Here is a 20,230-nt window from a genome sequence, read left to right on the forward strand (position 1 = left end):
ACTTTGGAGCCGATCATGGACCGGGGCTCTCAGACTGGCTTCGTAAAGGGCCCGATGCGCAGCAGAAACTCGGAATCATGCTGCCCGCCAAAATGGGTCTCTTTCTCGAAGTGCTCGTGGTAGGTGAGCTCGGCTCCCATGTCACGGGCGAATGAGCGGAACAGCGCCCATGAGGCCTCGTTGTCTTCGGTGATGGTCGTCTCCATGTGGGTGACGTTTTTACACGCATCACGGCCGACGATTTCCTTCAGCATCCGCTTGGCGAGGCCCTGTCCACGACCTTTCTCGTGAACCGCCACCTGCCAGACAAACACGGTCTCGGGCTGTTGGGGAGGGATGTATCCAGAGATAAAGCCGACCAGATCGCCTTCCTTCTCCGCCGCCACGCCGGTTTCGGCAAAGTGGCTGCACTGCAATAGGTTGCAGTAAATCGAGTTGGGGTCCAGCGGCGGGCACTCGGCTACCAGCTGGTGGAGCCTGAAGCCATCATCCTTCACGGGAGTGCGAAGCGTGATGGCGGGGGTATTCGATCCTTCTGATGTCATAACGTGATCAGTTCGTGGCAAAAAGTTAGTGTTGAATTATATAGACCACAAAATATATTTCAAGTCAGGCCGCAATCCCAGCCCCTACGGAGCCCCAGCTCACTTTTTTAGAATAGACGGAATTGAACCATTCGCCAGTGACAAATTGGTTAAACAACGGAAGGGAAAACGACATCCTCGGGGTTCAGGGATGTGCCCCGGAGAATCCGGTTGCGATAGGACAGCGACGCGGCCGATCCGGCCGGCCAGAGCCGGTCAAATTCCGGCAACCACGCTGCCAGAGAGTAGGTTACCGGCAACAGGGAAACATGCAGGCCATGGCGCTCGATACCTGCTGCGGGCTCAGCGACGGGACTGGAAAGACCGATCCGGGCAATGAGGCCGCGGGGATCCGAGTTCAGATTTCCCATGCCTGCAGATCCATTGTTAACGACGACACGGCTGTGGCCATCCACCAAACCGGACCACAGCACCGGCAGGCAGGTGTGTGTTGAAGCAATCACATCGGCTCCGGACGCCAGAAACCATTCCGACAGCTTATGATCATTACCGGCCCTGAACGATTCGTAGGACAGCCCCCAGCCCGCCAGGGACTCCAGATCCCCGTGCACCACCAAAATCTTTAGGCCTCCAAACATCAAGCATCGATGCTTTGGTAACAGGGACAATCGCTTCTGTATATCCGGATGCTCTTCGGCAAGGCCCTGCAACCGTTCCATGATCAGGTTGGACCGTTCCACGACGCCCTGATCCACGAAGTCCGGATAGGCGCAGCCACAGCCGGCACCTGGACTCGGATTAGCCAACTCAAAATCCACATTGCCGAGACTGACAGTATGGTCGAGGACCCGATTGTTGATGCTCCGGAACAGACTGTCGCTGGCGTTAAACCAGTTGAAATCGCCGTTGAATACCAGCTTTACCCGGTGCCCCCGGCGCTCTTCTGCCATCGCCATCTGCTCGATTTCATCGAGCGCCCAGGGGTTTCCGTAAAGCCCGCCAATGATATAGAGCACATCCTCGGAGATCTGCCGAGGCTCCTCACACAGCGACGCGGGAGAGTATCGATACGCCAGCGGACAACTACGACCTTCTGTCATGCTACACCTCAGGCCTCTCCAGCTGCCAATGAACGCCCCGCCAGTCGACGGAGCAGCAAGGGCACGAAGAAGCCTCCGGTACAGATCAGGAACCCATAGGCATTCACCCCCAGCAGCATGGCGTATTTTCCCTCCCCAATGGCCCAGCTTTCCGGTACCAGGCCCACGGCCAACAGCACACCCAGACTCAGGCCCGCCCAGAAACTCAGATGAAAACTCCAGGGCGACCAACGGGTAAAGCCATAGAACAGGAACACCGGCGCCAGGCCCATAACCATGGTGCCCGAGATGGTTGTGGCCTTGAGGATATCGGTGCCGGCAAACATCGGCAGGTTGCCGGCGAAGGCAAAAATAATCATCACCACCGCCCCCACACGAATGCTGGGAAGGCGATTCTGAGCCCGCCGGGCAAGCCGTGGCAGATCAACCGCCAGGGATTTCGCCAACGAGGTGAAGGTGGAATCCAGTGTCGAGCCTGCCGACGTCATCATCACCACACTCATAAAGAACAACGCCGCCAGCCCCAGCGACTGCCCCACCGCCGCCGGCGCGTTGCCCATGGCCTCAATGCCATTCATGCGAGCATGGACACCCACCAGACTGAAGATAAACACCGCCACAAAGCCCAGCAGCCCGGCTACCACAAAGCTCTTGAGCATGGTCTTTTCCTTGTTCACAAAGCCCCGGTCGGTCAGCACCGGATCGTGGAAGGGATAGCTGAACATCTGCAGCAAGGCAACCAGCAGCAGATCAAAGCCGGCATCTAGCCTGAACTCGCCGTTGCTTAGCAGGGCGCTGGTGTCGTTGGCGGGAATGATCAGGAACAGCACAGCCCCGACAAAAAACACAAACACGAATGCCTGGATCACATCGGTAAAGATCGACGACCGCAGACCACCCTTCAGGCTGTAGGCCAGGGTAAACACGGTGAACAGCATCGCCGCGGTGTAATACTGCCACTCGCCCGGCAACCCGAAGTAGCCACCAACCACCGCGGTGTTGCTCCAGACCTCATTGTATAACCGGATCAGAATCGCCGCCGCAAACGCCAGCGCCGCAAACCGCCCGAACCGGGAGATCAGAAAATCCTGGAGGCTGCGGGCGCCAGTCTGGGTCCGGATCAGGTAGATGATGTAACCGGCCACGGGAATCGATAACCAATAACTGGCATAAGCCAGCCCGCCGGTCACGCCATAGGCGGCGCCAAGATTCGCCGCATTGGTGACCGACTTGGCAAAGATCCAGCTGATAAAAATACTCGCCGTCAGCGACCACTGCCCCACTGGATTACCCTGGTCATCCGCGCCCTTATAAAACGAATTGGCGTTCTTGCTCTTTGGCGACAGCACGTACATCACAACGCCGTAGACCAGCAGAAATCCCCAGAATAGGGAGGCTTCTGTAAAATTCATTGTCTTGTTCCTGTTTTATTCTCCGCGAATAGCAAAACGCCTTCCGCGGTCTGGGTGGTGGGGAGAAATTCCCCGCCGGAAAAAATGTCTGAGCGAAGCGAGTTGTTTTTCCAAGGGGAATTTCTCGCTACCTCCCAGGCCGCCAATCACCAGCCATCAGTCCTGAAAGGCCCCAAACCGAAGCTCAGGCAGGCGCCGAACAACTAGCCCCAAACCGGTAACAGGAAAAACACCGGTGATGCCGCAACATAATCCGCTCATCCATACTCTCGGCCAACGACCCCCCAAGGTCATACTGCGGATCGTCGTCCACCAGCGTGCAGGCATACACCCGAACCTGTTCGCCCTTTTTCACCAGCATCCGCGTGTAGGTGCACATAAAGTGAGACCGCGCCTCTTTCGTCGGGTACTTCTCCATGCAGGTTTCGGTGATCTCCGGGCTGCCGTCTTCCGACCCGGGTGTACCCAAATCTGGAAACGCAGTAAACGCCAGGTTCTCCGGAATGTTCCATTCCCGGAAGATTTCACGGAAAGCCGCCTCGACATCCGCAGGGATTTCCTCGGGATCAGTCTGGCGCGCAATGGAGACCTTGAAACCCTGTTCGATCAGCCAGCGGATGCCCTGCAATGCCTCATCGAAGCTGCCGTCACCGCGATCCTTGTCGTGCCGGGCGCGGCCGGGGAAATCCAGGCTGACCCGGAAGTGGATCGGGTAGGGGTTCTCCAGTAATGGCAGCACCTGGTGCCGACGCTTCAGCAGCGGCTCGGTGGCGTTGGTGAGAACGAAACAGGGCCGGTGCTGGCTGGCATAGTCCAGGATGTTGACGAAATCCCGGATCACGAAGGGCTCGCCGCCAGTGAAGGAAAACTGCTCCACGCCCATGCCGATGGCTTCGTGGATAAACGGTTTTACGTCACTGAGTTTCATGCCCGGAATTCGGCCATCGCCGGGATGGGAACCCTCGAGGCAGAAGGGGCAGGCCAGGTTGCAGGCGGTGCCGGTGTGGATCCACAGCTCTTTTAGCTTGTCCGCATCAATATAACCCCGGGGGTCACCGTTGCGGGTGTGGGTCCAGCTGTCGAATGCCCGGGGTTCCAGGACTTCCACGGCCGGGATGCGCTTTCTGCGGGCGGTCGGGGTTTCAGTCAGGGACATAGAGGCTCCTCGGTGTTTTGGTGTCTTTGCCGCGGCGCCAGCCATGCAGCTTTTCCAGCAACCTCAGAATGCCCTCAGGGGCATGGGCACGCTTCCATTCGCCGGCGGCGAATTTGGCGGACTCGTTCCAGGTCGGGTACGGGTGAATGGTGCCCAGGATCTTGTTCAGGCCCAGGCCATGCTTCATTGCCAGAGTGAACTCGGCCAGGATTTCCCCGGCGTGAGTGCCAACCACAACGGCGCCCAGAATCTTATCCTTGCCCGGCGGAGTCAGCACCTTGATAAAGCCATGATCCTCACTCTCGGCAATGGCCCGGTCCAGATCGTCCAGGCCGTAGCGGGTGACCTCATAATCCACGCCCTGCGCCTTGGCTTCGGCTTCACTGAGCCCCACCCGCGCCACTTCCGGCGAAGTAAAGGTAACCCAGGGCATCACCCGGTAGTCCACCTTGAATCGCTTGAACTGGCCGAACAGGCCGTTTACCGCTGCGTACCAGGCTTGATGCGCCGCTGCGTGGGTGAACTGGTAGGGGCCAGCCACATCGCCGCAGGCAAATACGTTCGGATAACGCAGGCTCATGTCTTCTTCTACTGGTACGGTTCCATTCGGCAGGGTGTCCACGCCAATCCGGTCCAGGTTCAGGCCGGCGGTATTGGCCGCACGGCCAACCGCCACGAGTACCTCGTCGAAAGGAATGCGTACCCGCTCACCCTCGTGCTCGCAGTAGGCAACCTTCTCTCCCTCTTCTATACGGAACTCCACCGCGGAATGTTTCAACCGGACATCCACGCCGTCTGCCTGGAACTGCTTCAGGACCAGTTCGGAGACATCCACATCCTCTTTGGCCAGCAGGCGCTCGCCCATTTCCACCTGGGTCACCTTGCTGCCCAGCCTGGCAAAAGCATGGGCCAGTTCGGAGCCAATCGGGCCACCACCCAGAACCAGCAGACGTTTCGGCTGCTCCTGCAATTCCCACAGGTTGTCAGAAGTCAGCGGCTCCATGTCTTTCAAGCCGGGAATCGGGGGTACCGCCGGCTTGCCACCGGTGGCAACAACGATACTCCGGGCGGTGAGGCGTTCGGTGCGGCCATCATTGTGTCTGACCTCAAGTTCCCAGGGCGAAACGAAGCTGGCTTCGCCCGCAATACAGTCCACACCCAGCTTTCGGTAACGCTCTGGGGAATCGTGGGGCTCCACTTTCGCGATGACATCTTTGACCCGGTTCATGATGTTCTTGAACGAGCCTTTAACGGGCACCGATTCCAGCCCGTAACGGTTGGCATGGCGGAGGGTATCCGCCGCCTTGGCACTGCGGATCAGGGCCTTGGAGGGCACACAGCCGGTATTCAGGCAATCGCCACCCATCTTGTGCTTTTCAATCAGCGCCACCTTGGCTTTCACTGCTGCGGCAATATAGGCAGAGACCAGTCCGGCAGAGCCGCCACCGATGACCAGCAGGTTGTAATCGAAATGTTCCGGCTTCTGCCATCCGGCATACACTTTGCGGCGGCGAATAAAGCCCACCACAAACTTGGCGATAAGCGGGAACAGACCCAGCAGGGCAAAGGACAGCAGGAGATCAGCCGAGACAATGTCGCCGGTGGACTGGATTTGGCCCAACTGAGTACCAGCGTTCACGTAAACGAATGTGCCGGGCAGCATGGCAATCCAGCTCACCAGAGCATAGGTGCGCAACTTCATGGCCGTGAGTCCCATGGCCAGGTTGATCAGGAAGAAGGGGAACACCGGCACCAGGCGCAGGGTTGCCAGGTAGAAAGCACCGTCTTTTTCAATACCCCGGTCCATCTTGGCCACCGTCTCCCCGTATCGCTTGCGCAGCGTATCCCGCATCAGGAACCGGGCTACGAGGAAGGCCAGGCAGGCCCCAATCGTGGAGGCAACCGAGACCGCAGCCAGTCCATACAGATTGCCAAAAAAAGCGCCGCCCGCGAGGGTCATGATTGTGGCCCCGGGCAGTGACAGCGCTGTGACCACCACATAAACGGACACAAAGCCGAGCACCGCGATTACCAGGTGCTGGCCAATCCAGCTCTCCAGCAGCTGCTGGTTATCCTTCAGGTTCTGCAGCGTCAGCAAGTCATTGCCACCAGTGACGATGAAGCCGATGACCACCGCCGCGATCAATGCCAACAGAATCCATTTTTTCGATGTCATGTGAGAACCCTTGTTACCCGTGATTGTGATACTGCGAAGACACGGCAATCGCGGAAGTCTTACATCCGCCCTTTCGGTTTTGCTGGTTTTCCATCCATAGAGTGGTTGTACGTCATTCAGACCGGTATTGTGTCAACGATTGCTCATGAATATCTAACAAATTGGTCACGGCTCTCTTTAATGGGATTGGCGAGAATACCTTCTGGCCAATTCTATCTGGTCCATACACAGCGCGCAGGAAGTCGTTCGGGATGGCAGCGTGGCGATGATAGATGCCACTCACAAGCGTGAAAGTCGGGCTGGCCTGAAAACCCGGCCGCATCGGATTGACCAGCGGGTGACAGAGGCTCTCAAGACACGCAATTTAGTTCGCAGCGAGAGCCTGGTGAGATGATTACGGAGACCCTGGTCAACCTGATGTTTCCGGTACAGACCAGGATCGAAACGGCCATTTTGCGAGGGGACCTACTTCTCAAAGATCAGCGCGTCCGGGCTGGCTCCCAATTCCTCAAGCGCGGCCATGATGGACTTGTTGAAGGGATCGGGGCCGCACACGTAGAAGGCCTGACCGAAATCCTTGATGTGTGCTTTTAAAAAAGCCTTGTCGATAACGCCATCCAGAAAAATGTGATCACCCGTTGGTTTCTCCTGGGTGATGACGTTAATGAACTGGTCACCCAGAATTTTTTCGAACTCCTCCTTCAGGATGATGTCCCGCTCGGTCTTGTTGGAAAAGAGCAACTGGTTATTCCCGATCTCGCCTTTGCGATGCAGATCGCGAAGGATAGCGATAAATGGCGTCACACCCGCACCACCAGCCAGAAAGACGCCCTCGCCCCTATATTGGATGGTGCCCCACGGGTCGCCGATAATCAGGCTATCACCCGTGCTCAGCTGTCCGACTTGCTCGGTCACTCCACGGTGCTCCGGGTATATCTTGATGACAAACTCCAGCCAAGGATCCGTGTCGAGCGAGGTAAAGGTAAATGGCCGTTTTTCGTCCGTCCAGCCCTCGCGATCGACGGCCACCTCGGTGGCCTGTCCCGGCGTAAACGTGTATCCCTCCGGCTTTTCAAGCCGGATCTGCCTGACATCGTGGGTAACCGCTCTAATATCCTGAATTTCCAGTGTGTGACTCATGGCTTCCCTTCCGCTTGCTTCTTGGACCGGCTTGAGCCGTCACTCGGCGTGCACTTTTTCGCCGTCCGGCGTGACCAGATACCATTCCGCCCCGAAGCCTTTGATATCTTGACCCTTGGTATCGCCCGGCGCCTGGTCCTTGATGAAGTAGTAAAGCGGCCACCCGTGATAGGTCACCTGCTTCGTGCCATCCACGCGCTCAAGGGTGCCGAGGGCGTCGCCATCTATGCCCTCGCCGGCCTGGGGTTTCCCGTTCGTGGTGAACGGCGGCCATGCGTTCGCGCAGGCATCATGACAGGTGCTTTTGCCGGCTTCGTCCGCTTCAAACAGGTACAGGCTTCGACCTTGACTGTCGGCCAGGTAGGCGCCGAAGGGGGATTGTTCGGCGAGGGTAACCGTGGCTGGGTCTGCCGCAATGGCTGCGGGAAGTCCGGTTACCAGAGCCATCACGAAGAGCAGTGCGTTCATTGGCATGTTCATGGGATGCCTCCTCTTTGTCCGTGATATTCGCGGGTAACAACGATTACTACGGAACCTCGCTCTTTAAAGGTAGAACTCGCCCGCCGGGCCGTCAACGTACTGTCATCCCTGCTCTCCATTGCGCAAGGTGAACGGACGGTGGTGACGGTTCCGGAAAAGCCCTACGATGGAATGAAAAGGGCGAATTGATCCGGCTGGACGTAAAACTGAAGGAACCTCGAATGACTGACAACCTATCCGACCACCGAGATCCCGCAATGATCGCTGCCCTTGCCGGTGGTTGGGTCGCGGACGCAGCGAGCCTGGGTCTGCACTGGCTCTACGACAGCAAGCGCATCCTTGAGGTGGGTGGCCAGTCACCGGAATTTCTTGCCCCGAAAGCCGAGTACTTTGTTGGAGGCTTCGGTTACTTTGCCCACGAAGGCAAACGATCAGGTGACATTAGCCACTATGGTGCAGCCACCGGTGTGCTGACCCAAAGCCTTTTGGCCAACGGAGGCAGGCTGGACATCCGGGATTATCAGCGCCGATTCCGGGGCTTTTTTGGCCCCGGCGGGCAATGGCAGGGCTACATCGACAATCCGACCAGGATCACCCTGAACAACCTGGACGCAATCGAAAGGAGCGCCATCGAGCAGGCGCAGTCAGCCACCAAGGTGCCACTGACCGATAAACAGAAACGGTTGCTGGTGCAGAAAGTCCTGCCCTACACCCGGCACCTGAGTGGCCAGCAACTGGCGGACCCGGTTCGCAAGGCCATCGGGCTTACCTATCAGGAAGCCGACATTCAGGAAGCCGGCGTTCACCTCGCGCAGACCATTGACCGCAACCTGCTGCCCGCCAGCGGCGCCGACGACATGCAGCTACCTGCGATCTCCAAGTTACCGCCTCTTGTAGCCTGTTATCACGGCAGCGACGCATTGATGGAGGCAATGGAAACCGCTGTGCGGGCGACCAACCACAACGACGACGCTGTGGCCTGGGCAAGATGCGCCACCCGGCTGCTGGATCAGCTTTTCAGTGGTGAGACACTGTCATCGGCCCTGGACACCGCCACTCCGGAGGCACCGGCCCCGGACAATCTTGAGAAGGCACGGATGGGCAGCCGGATGGACGGCCCTGGCGCCGGCGACACGTTTGGTCGCACCTGCTACCTGCACGAAGCCATGCCCGTGATCTTTCATATTCTGAGCCATGCCCGGAGTTACACGGAGGCGGTTCGCGCCAATATTCAGTGCGGGGGCGATTCCTGCGGACGAGCCTGGATTATCGGGCCCGCGATGGCAGCGATCCATGGCATCGGTGGCGAACGCGGGGTGCCCCTGAGCTGGCTGGCGCGGGTAACCAATGCCGCCGCGATCCTCTCAGATATCGAGATTCTCGTAAAAGGTCGGCAAAAAGGGTGATTGCCCAATTTTAAGCCGGAGTCAATGCTATACGTACGATTGACGCTGACCAGGAAGCGTTATGAAGACTCTGATAATGGCCATGTGAATCTTCTTCGGCCCCGGCGGGCAGCCCTCACCATTGCCAGGCGTTGATAGCCAAAAGGGCAGACTCACACCCTGCCATCCAGATGCAGCCATTGGGAAAGCCGGGAATGCGGGCGTCGCCGGAGGTAGAGAGGTAATGTGCTCATCACCAACAACACGGTGACGGCCGCCGTAACGGTCAGGACGGGATTGAGTTCAAAGGTGTGACCCAGGCCGGCAAACACGAAGGTCATCGGAAGCATTCCCAGCGCGGTTGCAACCGTGTAGTGCCAGACACGGATGGCAGTCACACCGGCTGCATAGCTGATCAACGCAAAGGAAAAGAGGGGAATAAGCCGGGTCAGGAATACCGCAATAAACAGGAAGCGTTGTGACCCGCGCGCCGAGAATACCGGATTGGTATCCAGCTTCTGCTGGACGGCATCACGCCCGAGCACCCGCGCCAGGTAAAAGGCAATGAGCGAACCGGCCAGGGCGCCAGCCACCGCAATCGCAGTGCCACTGACCATGCCATACACCAGGCCGGATGCCGCACTGATCGGCAGCGTCGGTATCGGCCCGACCACCACGGCCAGGATCATCAGGAGCATCAGTAATACCGGCCCCAGCGCACCCTGGTTGGCCAGCCAGTTGGACAACACCGACGGGGCAAAGCTGGCAGGCATGCCCAATTGCCGCAGCAACAGCCAGATGACTGCCATCAGCAGCGCTACAATGGCGAGAAAGGAAAGGCGGAAAACCAACTGCGAACGGGTCATCCCGCTATTCTACCCACAATACCGGAAACCGGAAGCGGCGCGATAAGCCCAACCGTGCAACCAGCATCGAACGCTCAGCTGGCCAGGCGATTAACCTGCTCCACAAACCCGGTCGGTAAGCTGTCGATCCCCGGCCTGGCATCGCCGCAAACGTCCGGATCCGGAGCATCCGGCTCTGTCGCCACCACTGTCGGAGACTCCGACCAGTGCAGCAGTTCCAGTTTTCCGTTCTCCTGCTCCACCAGAGCCGTGCAGTGCTCCACCCAATCACCGTCGTTGCAGTAAAGTCCTTCTTCGCTGCGCAGGAAGCCGGCGGAGTGTATGTGGCCGCAGATAAAGCCATCGTAGTTGCCCTTTTCCGCAACGGTCAGGGCTGCCAGCTCGAAGCGGCGGATGAAGGTGCGGGCCTTGCCAATGCGACTCTTTACCCAGGCTGCCAGCGACCAGTAAGGCTTGCCCTTTAGTCGGCGCCAGGCGTTGAACCAGCGGTTCAGGCGCAGCAGGATACCGTGGGCACGGTCGCCGACCAAAAGCATCAGCGGGCTGCAGCGCACCACCTGATCAAACTGGTCGCCATGGCACACCATGAACCGACGGCCGTCAGCCGTGGTATGCACGGCCTTGTATCGAAGCTCAATTCCAGCAATGGTCTGCCCGCAGAACCGGCGCAGGAAATCGTCGTGATTACCGGGCACGTAGACCACGCGGGTTCCGCTGGCCGCCAGCTCAATAAGTTTGTGAATGACGGCCTGATGGGAATCCGGGAAGTGCACGCGTCGCTGCATCGCGATCAGATCGATGATGTCACCCACCAGGTAGAGGGTTTCGCAGTGGACCTGACTCAGGAAGTCCAGCAGGTACTCCGCCTGGCAATCGGCCGTGCCCAGGTGCACGTCGGAAATGAAAACACTCCGATAGCTCCGCATGTCGTCTCCCGTCTTTCAACCAGTCCGGATGCTGACACCTTGGCAAGATCCGGTGACGGGGAAGTGACAACGAGAAGACAGTTCTGTGACGCTCCGGAAGGAACCTCGGAAGCTGAAGCCGGGAAGATCCGGTAACCCGCCGGGTTACCGGAACACCGATGGCCGCTGTTTAGCGTCCGTTAGCGCAGGTCCGGATTCAGGGTATAGGTACCGGTTACACGAGCACTGGCCAACACATGCCCGGCCATGGCCTCGCGCACGTCGTTGCCATCGAACTCGCCTTCGAGGGCAAGGGTATCCACATCCAGTGCGTGCACCTCGAAGTGATAGTGATGGATGATTTCATCGTTCCAGGGCGGACAGGGGCCATCGTATCCCGCGTAGGTGCCGTTCATGTCGGGATTGCCCGCGAGGAACTGGGTGTAGTTGTTCACGCCCCGGATACCGATGGGGCCCGGGCCCGGCTCCTTGCCCTTGGGAATCACGCCATCGCTGTCCTCGCCTTCCGGGATCCGGCTGGTCCCGGCTGGTACATCCACCAGCAGCCAGTGGAAGAAATCGACCCGCGGAATGTCCTTTGAAACGGTCTTGCCTTCCTGGTTCACGTCGTCTGCGACGCTGGGGACGTCCGGATCGAACATCATCACCACGAAGCTCTTGGTGCCCTCGGGCGCATCGTCCCAGACAATTTCGGGGTTCCGGTTGGGACCGAAGCTCATGTGGTCCTCTTCGCTGTAAACCCCGAATGCGAATTTCTCGGGAATCGGCTGGCCTTCGTCTATGCCTTGAACCTGTAGTTTCACGGCGTTGCCTCCTGTCGTTTTGGCCTTTGGCTCATTGACTGTGTCTGGGACAGTCTCATTCTGTGATAATACGTTTTTAACACAAAACCGATTGAACTGACCACGGAGCCCCGATGAGCCAACAGAAGCCCGGCAAGCCGCAACAGCCCGCAAACCGGAAAGACGAGGATGCGGTTGCCTTCGCGCAGGGTATTTTCGAACTTGCCCGCAACGGCGGGGCCGGGCCCCTCAGCGTGATGCTTGATGCCGGCGTACCGGTGAACATGCGCACCAGCGAGGGCGAGACCCTGCTGATCCTGGCCAGCAAACACGGCCATCCGGAAACGGTGCGCCTGCTGCTGGAAAAAGGCGCTGATCGTGATGCAAAGGACAGCAACGGCAACACCGCATTGTCGCTGGCAAAAGCCGACAGCGTGCGGCGCCTGTTCGAAGAACACAGCCGGTAAGCCGGCATGTTGAACAAGGGCGAGATTATTCATCACACCCGGGATGCCCTGGGCAGCATCCTGGTGGTCGATTACCGCAAGCACCGCGTGCTCACCTTTAATTCGGTGTTCGAACAGAGCAAGATCGACCGTCGCTACCCCTATCTGCCGGTGCACGAGTACAACCGGGCCATGATGCTGCCGGCGGTGTTTGCCAACCCACGCCACGTGACGATTCTGGGCCTGGGCGGCGGTGTCATGGCCGGCGCATTTCACCATCTGTATCCCGATTGCCGGATACACGCGGTCGAACTTCGCCAGGCGGTATTGGACACAGCAAGGGAATTTTTCGATCTGCCAGACAGTGACCGCCTGGAGGTCACCGTTGCCGATGCCCGGGATGCCCTGGAAAAGCTCCCGGATACCAGCACCGACATGATTCTGGCCGATCTCTACAACGCCGACCGCATGAGCCCTGCCCAGGCCCAGCGGCACTTTGTGGATGAATGCGCCCGAGTGCTTGGCAGCGATGGCTGGCTGGTGCTGAATTACCACCGGGCACCGGATGTGGAAGGGCCGTATTTCAGGCAACTTAAGAAACATTTTGTCGTGCTTCTGATGTTCAAAAGCAAGAGCAACAACACGGTTATTTACGCCAGTAAACAGCACTTCCAGTCGGTGCACCCGAAGGACCCGATTCTGGCGGAGCTGGAAACCCAGCTGCCAATTGACTGGCGGCGGTTAATGACAAAAGTCACCCGCCTGGAGTGACATTGCCGAGATCAGGCCACAGCTCTGGCCCGGGGCACCTGCCGAAGACTACTGGCTGTATGCCCCCCTGGCAGGCCCGCAATCAGATCAGCGGCTTCCAGCAAGCGGGCCATATCCACGCCGGTCTCTACGCCGCCCTCATTGAGGGCAAACAGCAGGTCTTCCGTTGCCGTGTTACCGGTCGCTCCCGGCGCAAAGGGGCACCCTCCCAGCCCCGCACTTGACGCATCCAGCACAGTCACGCCTTCCTGGATCGCAAAGAGCGCATTGGCCACGCCCATGCCAAAGGTATTGTGGCCATGGAACGCCCAGGTGATGGCATCGCCCCCGATACGCTGCCGGATTTGCCGGAAGGTCTGTTGTACCTGATAAGGATTGGCTCTTCCGGTGGTATCGCAGAAGGCCACTTCCAGGCGCAGGCCGTCGGTTACTTCTATCGCCTGCTCTAGCACACGGGAGACCTGTTCCCAACCAATGCGCCCTTCATACGGGCAGTCAAAGCTGGTGCCCAGATCGAGGCGGAGGAAGCCATTGGAGTCGCTCTCGCGCACTTTGTCGGCGATTGCCTTCAGCCCGTCCAATGACTGGCTGACGGATTGCCGGACATTTTTGCTGTTATGAGTCTCCGACACCGATACCACATAGACCAGTTCCCTCACGCCTTTCGCAAGAGCCAGCTCGGCGCCCCTGAGATTGGGCACCAGTGCCGATAGCCGGAGTCCTTCACGGCCAATAAACTCGGCGACAATATCCCCGATATCCGCCATCTGGGGAACCGCCTTCGGACTGACAAACGAACCGATCTCGATGCGGTGCAATCCGGCGTCAACCAATGCCTGAATGACCCGGATTTTGTCGGCCGTGGGCAGCGGGCTGGAGATCGACTGGAAGCCATCCCGGGGAGCCACCTCCACCAGCTCGATGGTGCGCGGTTGATGAGTTGTCATGAGAGGTCCTCCCTATGCTTCAGCCAGTTAATCACACCTCCGTAACGGAGGATTTGCTGTTGGCGCTCACTGAGATCGTGTCGCAGGGTCAGCTCGCCACCGCCATTAACCGTTGCCCTGATCGACGCTCCGGCGGCGAGCTGCTCGAACACCTGGTCGATGACAATCCGGTCGGTTTCGCGAAGACCATCAAGATCACCCGGGTTTTCAAATGTCAGGGGCAGGACACCGAAGCAGGGCAGGTTCTGCCAGTGGATCCGGGCAAAACTGCCGGCAATGACAACCTGCAGCCCCAGGAATCTCGGCACCAACGCCGCATTCTCACGGCTCGACCCCTGGCCATAGTTGTTGCCCGCCACAATAATATGGCCCGGCAGAGTCCTGACCCGTTCGGCATAGGCCGGGTCCACCGATTCGAAAGCGAAGTCGGCAGAGGCGGCAATATTGCTCCAGATCGGCAGGACCCGGGCACCCGCGGCGATGATGTCGTCGGTGGAAATGTTATCGCCAACCTTCAGCCCCACGGGCGCATCCACGGTGGCCGGCAGCGGGGCGAGTGTTGTGATCGGCGGTGTGTTATCCGTTGCGAGAATCTTCACCTGCCGGGCACGCTCAATCGGTAAGGGCGGCACAAACATGGCGTCGTCGGGAACCATCTCGGCAGGCTCGGCTGGCCGCCGGTATGGCTGGTTCAGGGTTCGTGGGTCGGTAATCACCCCCGCCAGGGCCGATGCCGCCGCGGTCTCCGGGCTACACAGGAACACACTGTCCTCCCGGGTACCGGACCGGCCCGGAAAATTCCTCGGCACCGTACGTAAACTGTTTCTGCCGGCCGCCGGCGCCTGGCCCATTCCGATGCAGCCATTGCAACCGGGCTGGTGAATACGGCCGCCGGCCGCCACCAAGGCGCCCAGGTGGCCTTCGTCAATCAGCGCAGACAGGATCTGGCGGGTGGAGGGGTTGATGTCCAGCGACACCCCATCGGCAACTCGCTGGCCCCGGACGATGTCCGCAACCACGGAGAAATCCCGGTAGCCCGGATTGCCGGATGAGCCGATATATGCCTGGTAAATCGGCTGTCCTGCGACCTCCTCCACCGGCAACACCTTATCCGGGCTCGAAGGCAGCGCAATCAACGGGACAAGAGCCGACAGATCGATCTGAACGCTGTCGTCATAGCCGCAGCCGGGATCTGCACTTAGAGCACGCCACTGATCCCCGCGACCGCGGCTGACCATAAACGCCCGGGTCACCTCATCACTCGGGAAAACGCTGGCGGTGGCGCCCATCTCCGTACCCATGTTGGCGAGTACGTGGCGGTCCATGGCATCCAGCCCGTCCAGGCCAACACCAGAATATTCCAGCATGCAGTTCTTGAAGCCGGAAACCCCATGGCGCCGGAGCAGCTCAAGAATGATGTCCTTGGAGCTGACCCAGTCAGGCAGGTGACCAGACAGTTCCACGCCGATAACCCGGGGCATCGGCAGATAGAGCGGCTCGCCCGCCATGGCCATGGCCACTTCAATACCACCGGCTCCGATCGCCAGCATGCCCAGGGCGCCGGCGGCCGTGGTATGGCTGTCACAGCCGATCAGGCTCTCGCCCGGCACTCCGAACCGCTCCATATGAACCGGATGGCTGATGCCGTTACCGGGGCCACTGTACCAGATCCCCAGCCGCTCACAGGCGCTTTTCAGGAACAGATGGGAATCGGCATTGATGTTGTCCTGCTGGATCAGGCTGTGATCAATGTACTGCACGCTGGGTGAGGTTTTCACCCGGTCGATGCCCATGGCTTCCAGCTCGAGCATCACCAGCGTTCCAAGGACATCCTGCAACAACGCCTGATCCATTTTCAGCGCGATTTCCGTGCCCGGCTTCAGAGAACCCGAAACCAGATGGGCGCGAATCAGTTTGTGACTCAGTGAATCAGGCATCCCGTGCCTCCGAATGGTTACCGCGCCCGAGGGCCGGCCGTGCGGCCTTGAGCGCATCCATAAGAAACTGCAGGGCAAGTGCACCAAAGCCAACCGGAAGCATGCCGTAGGCAATCACCATCGGTGTGCCAAAGGCACTGGATACCCGTTCCTCATATTTGAAGGCGTCAAAAGCCATCTCCCCGCCCCGCCACACCATAATGGCGCAGAAGCCTGCTCCGACCAGTCCCCCAAAGACGGCAATCCAGGCTCTGGCGGTTTCGGGCATCTTGTCCACGAAGTAGGTAATCCGGATGTGAGCGTCGTGATACTGGGCTTCGGCAGCACCAACCACCGCTATATAGACCAACAGGAATGAATTGATCTCCAGACTCCAACTGGTGGGCGCCGAGAACAGATAACGCATCGTCGCGTCATAGCAGACGGAGACCATCATAAAGAACAGAACCGCAACTGAGGTCCAGCGCAGGATGGCCAGAAGGCCACCCCAGCTGTTTTTGACAATCGACACCGAGCTCACCTTCACTCCTCGCCGAGAGCGAGTTTGATGGCCCTGTGTCCAACCTCCTGACCCACTTCTTCGACCCAGTGCTCCCAGACTGGCTGGATGGCCTTATTGAACGAAGCAATGTCCTCGGCGGAGGGCGCAATGATCTCAACACCGGCGGCTTTCACCTTTGGCCAGTACTCATTCGGATACACCTCATTGTTGGCGTAGGGTGCAAAGTTGTCGGCATACCATTCGGACGCTTGCTCAAACGCCGTTTTCAACTCTGGCTCCAAGGAATCCCAGCGATCTCTCAGCATGAACGGCGCCACGGTATAACCGGTCGTGGGCAGCTGGTAACAATAGGCCAACTGCTCCTGAAGGCTTCGCCCAACCACCGTTGAGATATTGAAAACACCGGCATCCACGGTTCCGCGCTGCAACGCCAGATAGGTCTCGGAGGACGGAATCCGTACCGCCGCCACGCCGTATTCTTCCAGCGCCATCGTGGCCTCAAAACCGACCACCCGGATCTTCTTGCCACGCAGATCTTCCAGTTGACGCACGGGACTGGCCTTGGTACTCCAGATATATTCCGGCTGCAGCACCCCACCGCCGGCGTTGAGCATGTATAGGTTGTCCTTCGCCAACTGCTCGTTGATCAGATTAAACAGCGGGCTGCCTTTGGCTAGGCGCTCCGGGTGTTCATAAAGAACGCCGACAATCCCCGGCAGGGTTGTGATCCCGAGAATCGGGACTGAACGGGTAATATACGAAGTAGTATGGAACATGAAGTCGACACTGCGCGAACGCAGCCCGGGCAGCTGTTCATCGGCCTTGAGGAGCTGACCGGAAGGGTAATAATCAACCTTGATATCGGCGCCCTTATAGTCACGCAGCCGCTGGACAAAGCCATCTGGCGCGTAGCTGATCGCCTTGTAGGAGGGTGGAATGTAATACACCCCGGTCAGGGTAGTTGCCGCGCGGGCTGAAGGGGACAGCAGTGACCCGGTTCCGAGAACGGCTGCGCCAGCCGTTGCACCAAGGCTGTACTTCAAAAGATTTCGACGTGTTACGGACATGGTATGTCTCCTAATTGTTTTTGTTGCGTCACTCGTTTCTTCAACCACCAAATCTCATGAGATTTGGCAACCAGAGGCTGACTTCCGGGAACAGCACGAAGAAAATCAGCACCAGGAACTGAACCGCTACGAAAGGAAGCGCAGCCCGAATAATTTCCTCAACCGAGAGCTCAGGGCACACGCCACGGAGGGCATAGAGGTTGAGGCCCACCGGTGGCGTTACTACCGCTATTTCAAGGTTTAGCACCAGAATGATCCCGAACCAGAGAGGGTCGTAACCCAGTGCGGTAATTACTGGCAGCAGGACCGGCGTGGTAACCACGATCAGCGACACGGCATCCACGATCATTCCCAGGCCAACCAACATTAGCATCAGCACAACAAGGATGGCCCAGGCGGGCAACCCGGAGGTCGTAAGAGCTTCCGAAAGGATTTGTGGCACTTGGACCAGATTCAGGTAATCACCAAAGATTTTGGCGCATCCAATGATCAGCAGAATGGCGCCGCTAATCCGGGCCGTGGAGGCCATGATCTGGAGGAAGTGCTTCCAGGAGAGGCTCCGGAAAATCAGGGTAGCAATGGACAGCGCGCCCAGGGCACCCACACCGGCGGCTTCGCTGGGTGTTGCAAAGCCGGTATAGATGGAGCCCAGTACGGCAACCACCAGAAGGGCCGAGTGCCAGATGTTACCCAGGCTCCGGAAACGCTCACCCCAGCTGAAACGCTCGGTGGCAACCGGAGCTTCCTCCGGCTTCAGGCGAACCCGGATATAGATGTAAACGCACAGCGCCAGGGCCAGTACGATCCCGGGTACTATGCCACCGATGAACAGATCTGCCACTGATACGCCGGAGACAGCCCCGTAAATGATGAACGGCACACTAGGCGGAATCAGCATGGCCAGGGCGCCGGCACTGACCACACTGCCGGCGGCCAGCGATCGACTGTAGCCTCTGTCCAGCATCTGCGGAACGGCGATCGAGCCGACCGCCGCAACACCGGCCAGACTGACACCGGACACCGCACCGAACATGGCGGAGGCACCCACAGAGGATATCGCCAGACTTCCCCGCAACCAGTTGAGCCATCTCACCGCCGCGTGAAACAGACTGGCGCCGACCGGCGTGGCCCCCAGGAGGCTACCCATGAGAATGAACAACGGCAGGGCTATCAGTTCAAACGCATTGAGCTGGCCAAACAGGGAGGTTGGCGCGAAGAAAAATGCCAGTGAGCCCTTGGCCATATACAGACCCGCGAGGCCTGAGAGCCCCAGCGCCAGGAAAATAGGAAGCCCCAGGCCGATGCAGGCAAGCAGGATCAGAACAACAAGAATGGATTCCATGGCACGGCCCTCAGATGATGTGCTGTTTGCGAAGCGGAGCCAAAGCAGCATCTTCCATCTGCAAAAGCTCTTTCAGCACTTCCTCGGTGTGCGCCCCCAACGACACACCCACATGCCGAACCTGGCCAGGTGTGCAAGAGAGTTTTGGAAACACGTTCTGCATGGGCAGTGGCTTGCCATGGCGGTCCGGCACTTCAACAATGGCCTCTCTGGCAATGAAGTGGGGGTCATCCAGCATTTCCGGCGCGGCAAAGACCAGCCCCGCGGGCACTCCCGCCTTCGCCATCATGTCAACAATGTGCTGGGAGTCGTGCTGCCGGGTCCAGGCAGAGACAAGATCATCTATCGCCTGCTGATGCTCGCCCCGTGCACGGTGTGTCGCGTAATCCGGATGCTCAGCAAGGCCGGGCTGCCCCATCACTTTACATAACCTCGCAAAAACGGTGTCCTGATTGGCACCGATAATCACATCACGGCCGTCTCTGGCAGGGTAGGCATTCGAGGGTGCAATACCTGGGAGGAAACTGCCACTGCGCTCTCGGACCTTGCCGGCCCTCGCGTAGTCCGGGATCAGGCTCTCCATCATGCCGAGCACTGATTCGTAGATCGCACTGTCGACAATCTGACCTTTGCCGGTCCGCTCCCGGTGCTGGAGGGCCACAAGAGCGCCAAGGGCTCCATGAAGTCCGGCCAGCGTGTCTCCCAGGGAAATGCCGACCCGCACCGGAGGACGGTCCGGATAACCACTGAGGTACCGTAATCCGCCCATCGCTTCGCAAACGGAGGCGAACCCGGCCCGGCTGGAATAGGGCCCGTCCTGCCCGAAACCTGTTACCCGAACCATGATCAGACCGGGGTTGATCGCGGCCAGAACGTCGTATCCAAGGCCCCACTTTTCCATGGTGCCGGGCCGGAAATTCTCGACCAGAATATCCGCCTTGCCGACCAGTTTTCTCAGAACGTCCTGACCCTCGGGTTGCCGAAGATCAAGGGTCATGCTCTTTTTATTGCGGCCAATCACGTTCCACCACAACGGGTCGCCGTTGGCGTCGGTCTGACCCCATTGGCGCATGGCATCGCCCTTTCCCGGGGGCTCTATCTTGATGACTTCGGCGCCAAAGTCCGCTAGGACCTGGCCACAGTATGGCCCGGCAATCAGCTGGCCGAGTTCCAGTACACGAATATCCTGCAATGGCATGGTTGTATTTGAACTGGGCATTGTTTTTGTAGGTCCCATGGTTGTCTAAGTG

Annotated in this window: 19 protein-coding genes; 3 read left to right on the forward strand and 16 right to left on the reverse strand. The window is 58.9% G+C overall.

Going from position 1 to position 20,230, the window contains the following annotated elements:
* Positions 1-29 precede the first annotated feature (29 nt).
* The 7 genes from ectA to ACN0XM_RS02310 all read right to left on the reverse strand — a co-directional run bounded on the left by ectA (position 30) and on the right by ACN0XM_RS02310 (position 8,009).
* Positions 30-545 carry a diaminobutyrate acetyltransferase gene (ectA, locus tag ACN0XM_RS02280; protein WP_417565295.1) on the reverse strand — a complete coding sequence of 172 codons (516 nt, stop codon included), beginning with the start codon at positions 543-545 and terminating at the stop codon, positions 30-32.
* A gap of 149 nt (positions 546-694) precedes the next feature.
* Entirely contained in the window at positions 695-1,645 is a 951-nt protein-coding gene (locus ACN0XM_RS02285) for a hypothetical protein (RefSeq protein ID WP_417565296.1), read from the reverse strand.
* Between the two features lie 8 nt (positions 1,646-1,653).
* Positions 1,654-3,057 (reverse strand): sodium:solute symporter family transporter, encoded by a 1,404-nt coding sequence (locus ACN0XM_RS02290; protein ID WP_417565297.1) that lies wholly within the window; start codon positions 3,055-3,057, stop codon positions 1,654-1,656.
* Positions 3,058-3,241: 184 nt separating this feature from the next.
* Positions 3,242-4,213, reverse strand: a complete 972-nt coding sequence (locus ACN0XM_RS02295; RefSeq protein WP_417565298.1) for a radical SAM protein — start codon at positions 4,211-4,213, stop codon at positions 3,242-3,244.
* Entirely contained in the window at positions 4,200-6,389 is a 2,190-nt protein-coding gene (locus ACN0XM_RS02300; RefSeq protein ID WP_417565299.1) for an FAD-dependent oxidoreductase, read from the reverse strand. The genes ACN0XM_RS02295 and ACN0XM_RS02300 overlap by 14 nt, the downstream gene beginning before the upstream one ends.
* Before the next feature lie 465 nt (positions 6,390-6,854).
* Positions 6,855-7,529 carry an FAD-binding oxidoreductase gene (locus ACN0XM_RS02305; protein WP_417565300.1) on the reverse strand — a complete coding sequence of 225 codons (675 nt, stop codon included), beginning with the start codon at positions 7,527-7,529 and terminating at the stop codon, positions 6,855-6,857.
* Between the two features lie 39 nt (positions 7,530-7,568).
* Positions 7,569-8,009, reverse strand: a complete 441-nt coding sequence (locus tag ACN0XM_RS02310; RefSeq protein ID WP_417565301.1) for a hypothetical protein — start codon at positions 8,007-8,009, stop codon at positions 7,569-7,571.
* A 221-nt stretch (positions 8,010-8,230) separates the two neighbouring features.
* Here ACN0XM_RS02310 and ACN0XM_RS02315 point away from each other — a divergent pair, with 221 nt between their 5' ends.
* A complete protein-coding gene (locus ACN0XM_RS02315; protein WP_417565302.1) occupies positions 8,231-9,415 on the forward strand; it encodes an ADP-ribosylglycohydrolase family protein in 1,185 nt (394 codons plus the stop codon).
* Between the two features lie 152 nt (positions 9,416-9,567).
* Here ACN0XM_RS02315 and ACN0XM_RS02320 read toward each other — a convergent pair whose 3' ends face one another.
* The 3 genes from ACN0XM_RS02320 to ACN0XM_RS02330 all read right to left on the reverse strand — a co-directional run bounded on the left by ACN0XM_RS02320 (position 9,568) and on the right by ACN0XM_RS02330 (position 11,989).
* Positions 9,568-10,260 carry a TVP38/TMEM64 family protein gene (locus tag ACN0XM_RS02320; RefSeq protein ID WP_417565303.1) on the reverse strand — a complete coding sequence of 231 codons (693 nt, stop codon included), beginning with the start codon at positions 10,258-10,260 and terminating at the stop codon, positions 9,568-9,570.
* 74 nt (positions 10,261-10,334) lie between these two features.
* Positions 10,335-11,186 carry a UDP-2,3-diacylglucosamine diphosphatase gene (locus tag ACN0XM_RS02325; protein ID WP_417565304.1) on the reverse strand — a complete coding sequence of 284 codons (852 nt, stop codon included), beginning with the start codon at positions 11,184-11,186 and terminating at the stop codon, positions 10,335-10,337.
* Between the two features lie 179 nt (positions 11,187-11,365).
* Complete coding sequence (locus ACN0XM_RS02330; protein WP_417565305.1) at positions 11,366-11,989, reverse strand: YbhB/YbcL family Raf kinase inhibitor-like protein; 624 nt, start codon at positions 11,987-11,989, stop codon at positions 11,366-11,368.
* Positions 11,990-12,102: 113 nt separating this feature from the next.
* On the opposite strand from ACN0XM_RS02330, the gene ACN0XM_RS02335 reads away from it, so the two are divergent.
* The gene (locus tag ACN0XM_RS02335) at positions 12,103-12,435 is read left to right on the forward strand and encodes an ankyrin repeat domain-containing protein (protein WP_417565306.1); all 333 of its coding nucleotides are present in this window, start codon (positions 12,103-12,105) and stop codon (positions 12,433-12,435) included.
* A 6-nt stretch (positions 12,436-12,441) separates the two neighbouring features.
* Complete coding sequence (locus ACN0XM_RS02340; protein ID WP_417565307.1) at positions 12,442-13,185, forward strand: spermidine synthase; 744 nt, start codon at positions 12,442-12,444, stop codon at positions 13,183-13,185.
* Between the two features lie 11 nt (positions 13,186-13,196).
* Here the strand turns inward: ACN0XM_RS02340 and ACN0XM_RS02345 are convergent, their stop codons facing one another.
* The 6 genes from ACN0XM_RS02345 to ACN0XM_RS02370 are packed head-to-tail and all read right to left on the reverse strand — an operon-like array spanning position 13,197 to position 20,199.
* The gene (locus ACN0XM_RS02345; protein ID WP_417565308.1) at positions 13,197-14,132 is read right to left on the reverse strand and encodes a hydroxymethylglutaryl-CoA lyase; all 936 of its coding nucleotides are present in this window, start codon (positions 14,130-14,132) and stop codon (positions 13,197-13,199) included.
* Positions 14,129-16,069 carry an aconitate hydratase gene (locus ACN0XM_RS02350; protein WP_417565309.1) on the reverse strand — a complete coding sequence of 647 codons (1,941 nt, stop codon included), beginning with the start codon at positions 16,067-16,069 and terminating at the stop codon, positions 14,129-14,131. The genes ACN0XM_RS02345 and ACN0XM_RS02350 overlap by 4 nt, the downstream gene beginning before the upstream one ends.
* Complete coding sequence (locus ACN0XM_RS02355; protein ID WP_417565310.1) at positions 16,062-16,580, reverse strand: TRAP transporter small permease; 519 nt, start codon at positions 16,578-16,580, stop codon at positions 16,062-16,064. The genes ACN0XM_RS02350 and ACN0XM_RS02355 overlap by 8 nt, the downstream gene beginning before the upstream one ends.
* A gap of 11 nt (positions 16,581-16,591) precedes the next feature.
* Positions 16,592-17,638 (reverse strand): TRAP transporter substrate-binding protein, encoded by a 1,047-nt coding sequence (locus ACN0XM_RS02360; RefSeq protein WP_417565311.1) that lies wholly within the window; start codon positions 17,636-17,638, stop codon positions 16,592-16,594.
* Between the two features lie 40 nt (positions 17,639-17,678).
* Positions 17,679-18,980: a TRAP transporter large permease gene (locus ACN0XM_RS02365; RefSeq protein ID WP_417565312.1), complete on the reverse strand. Its 1,302-nt coding sequence runs from the start codon at positions 18,978-18,980 to the stop codon at positions 17,679-17,681.
* 10 nt (positions 18,981-18,990) lie between these two features.
* A complete protein-coding gene (locus tag ACN0XM_RS02370) occupies positions 18,991-20,199 on the reverse strand; it encodes a CaiB/BaiF CoA transferase family protein (protein ID WP_417565313.1) in 1,209 nt (402 codons plus the stop codon).
* Positions 20,200-20,230 lie beyond the last annotated feature (31 nt).

Source organism: Marinobacter sp., from assembly GCF_048269445.1.
Lineage (GTDB): Bacteria > Pseudomonadota > Gammaproteobacteria > Pseudomonadales > Oleiphilaceae > Marinobacter.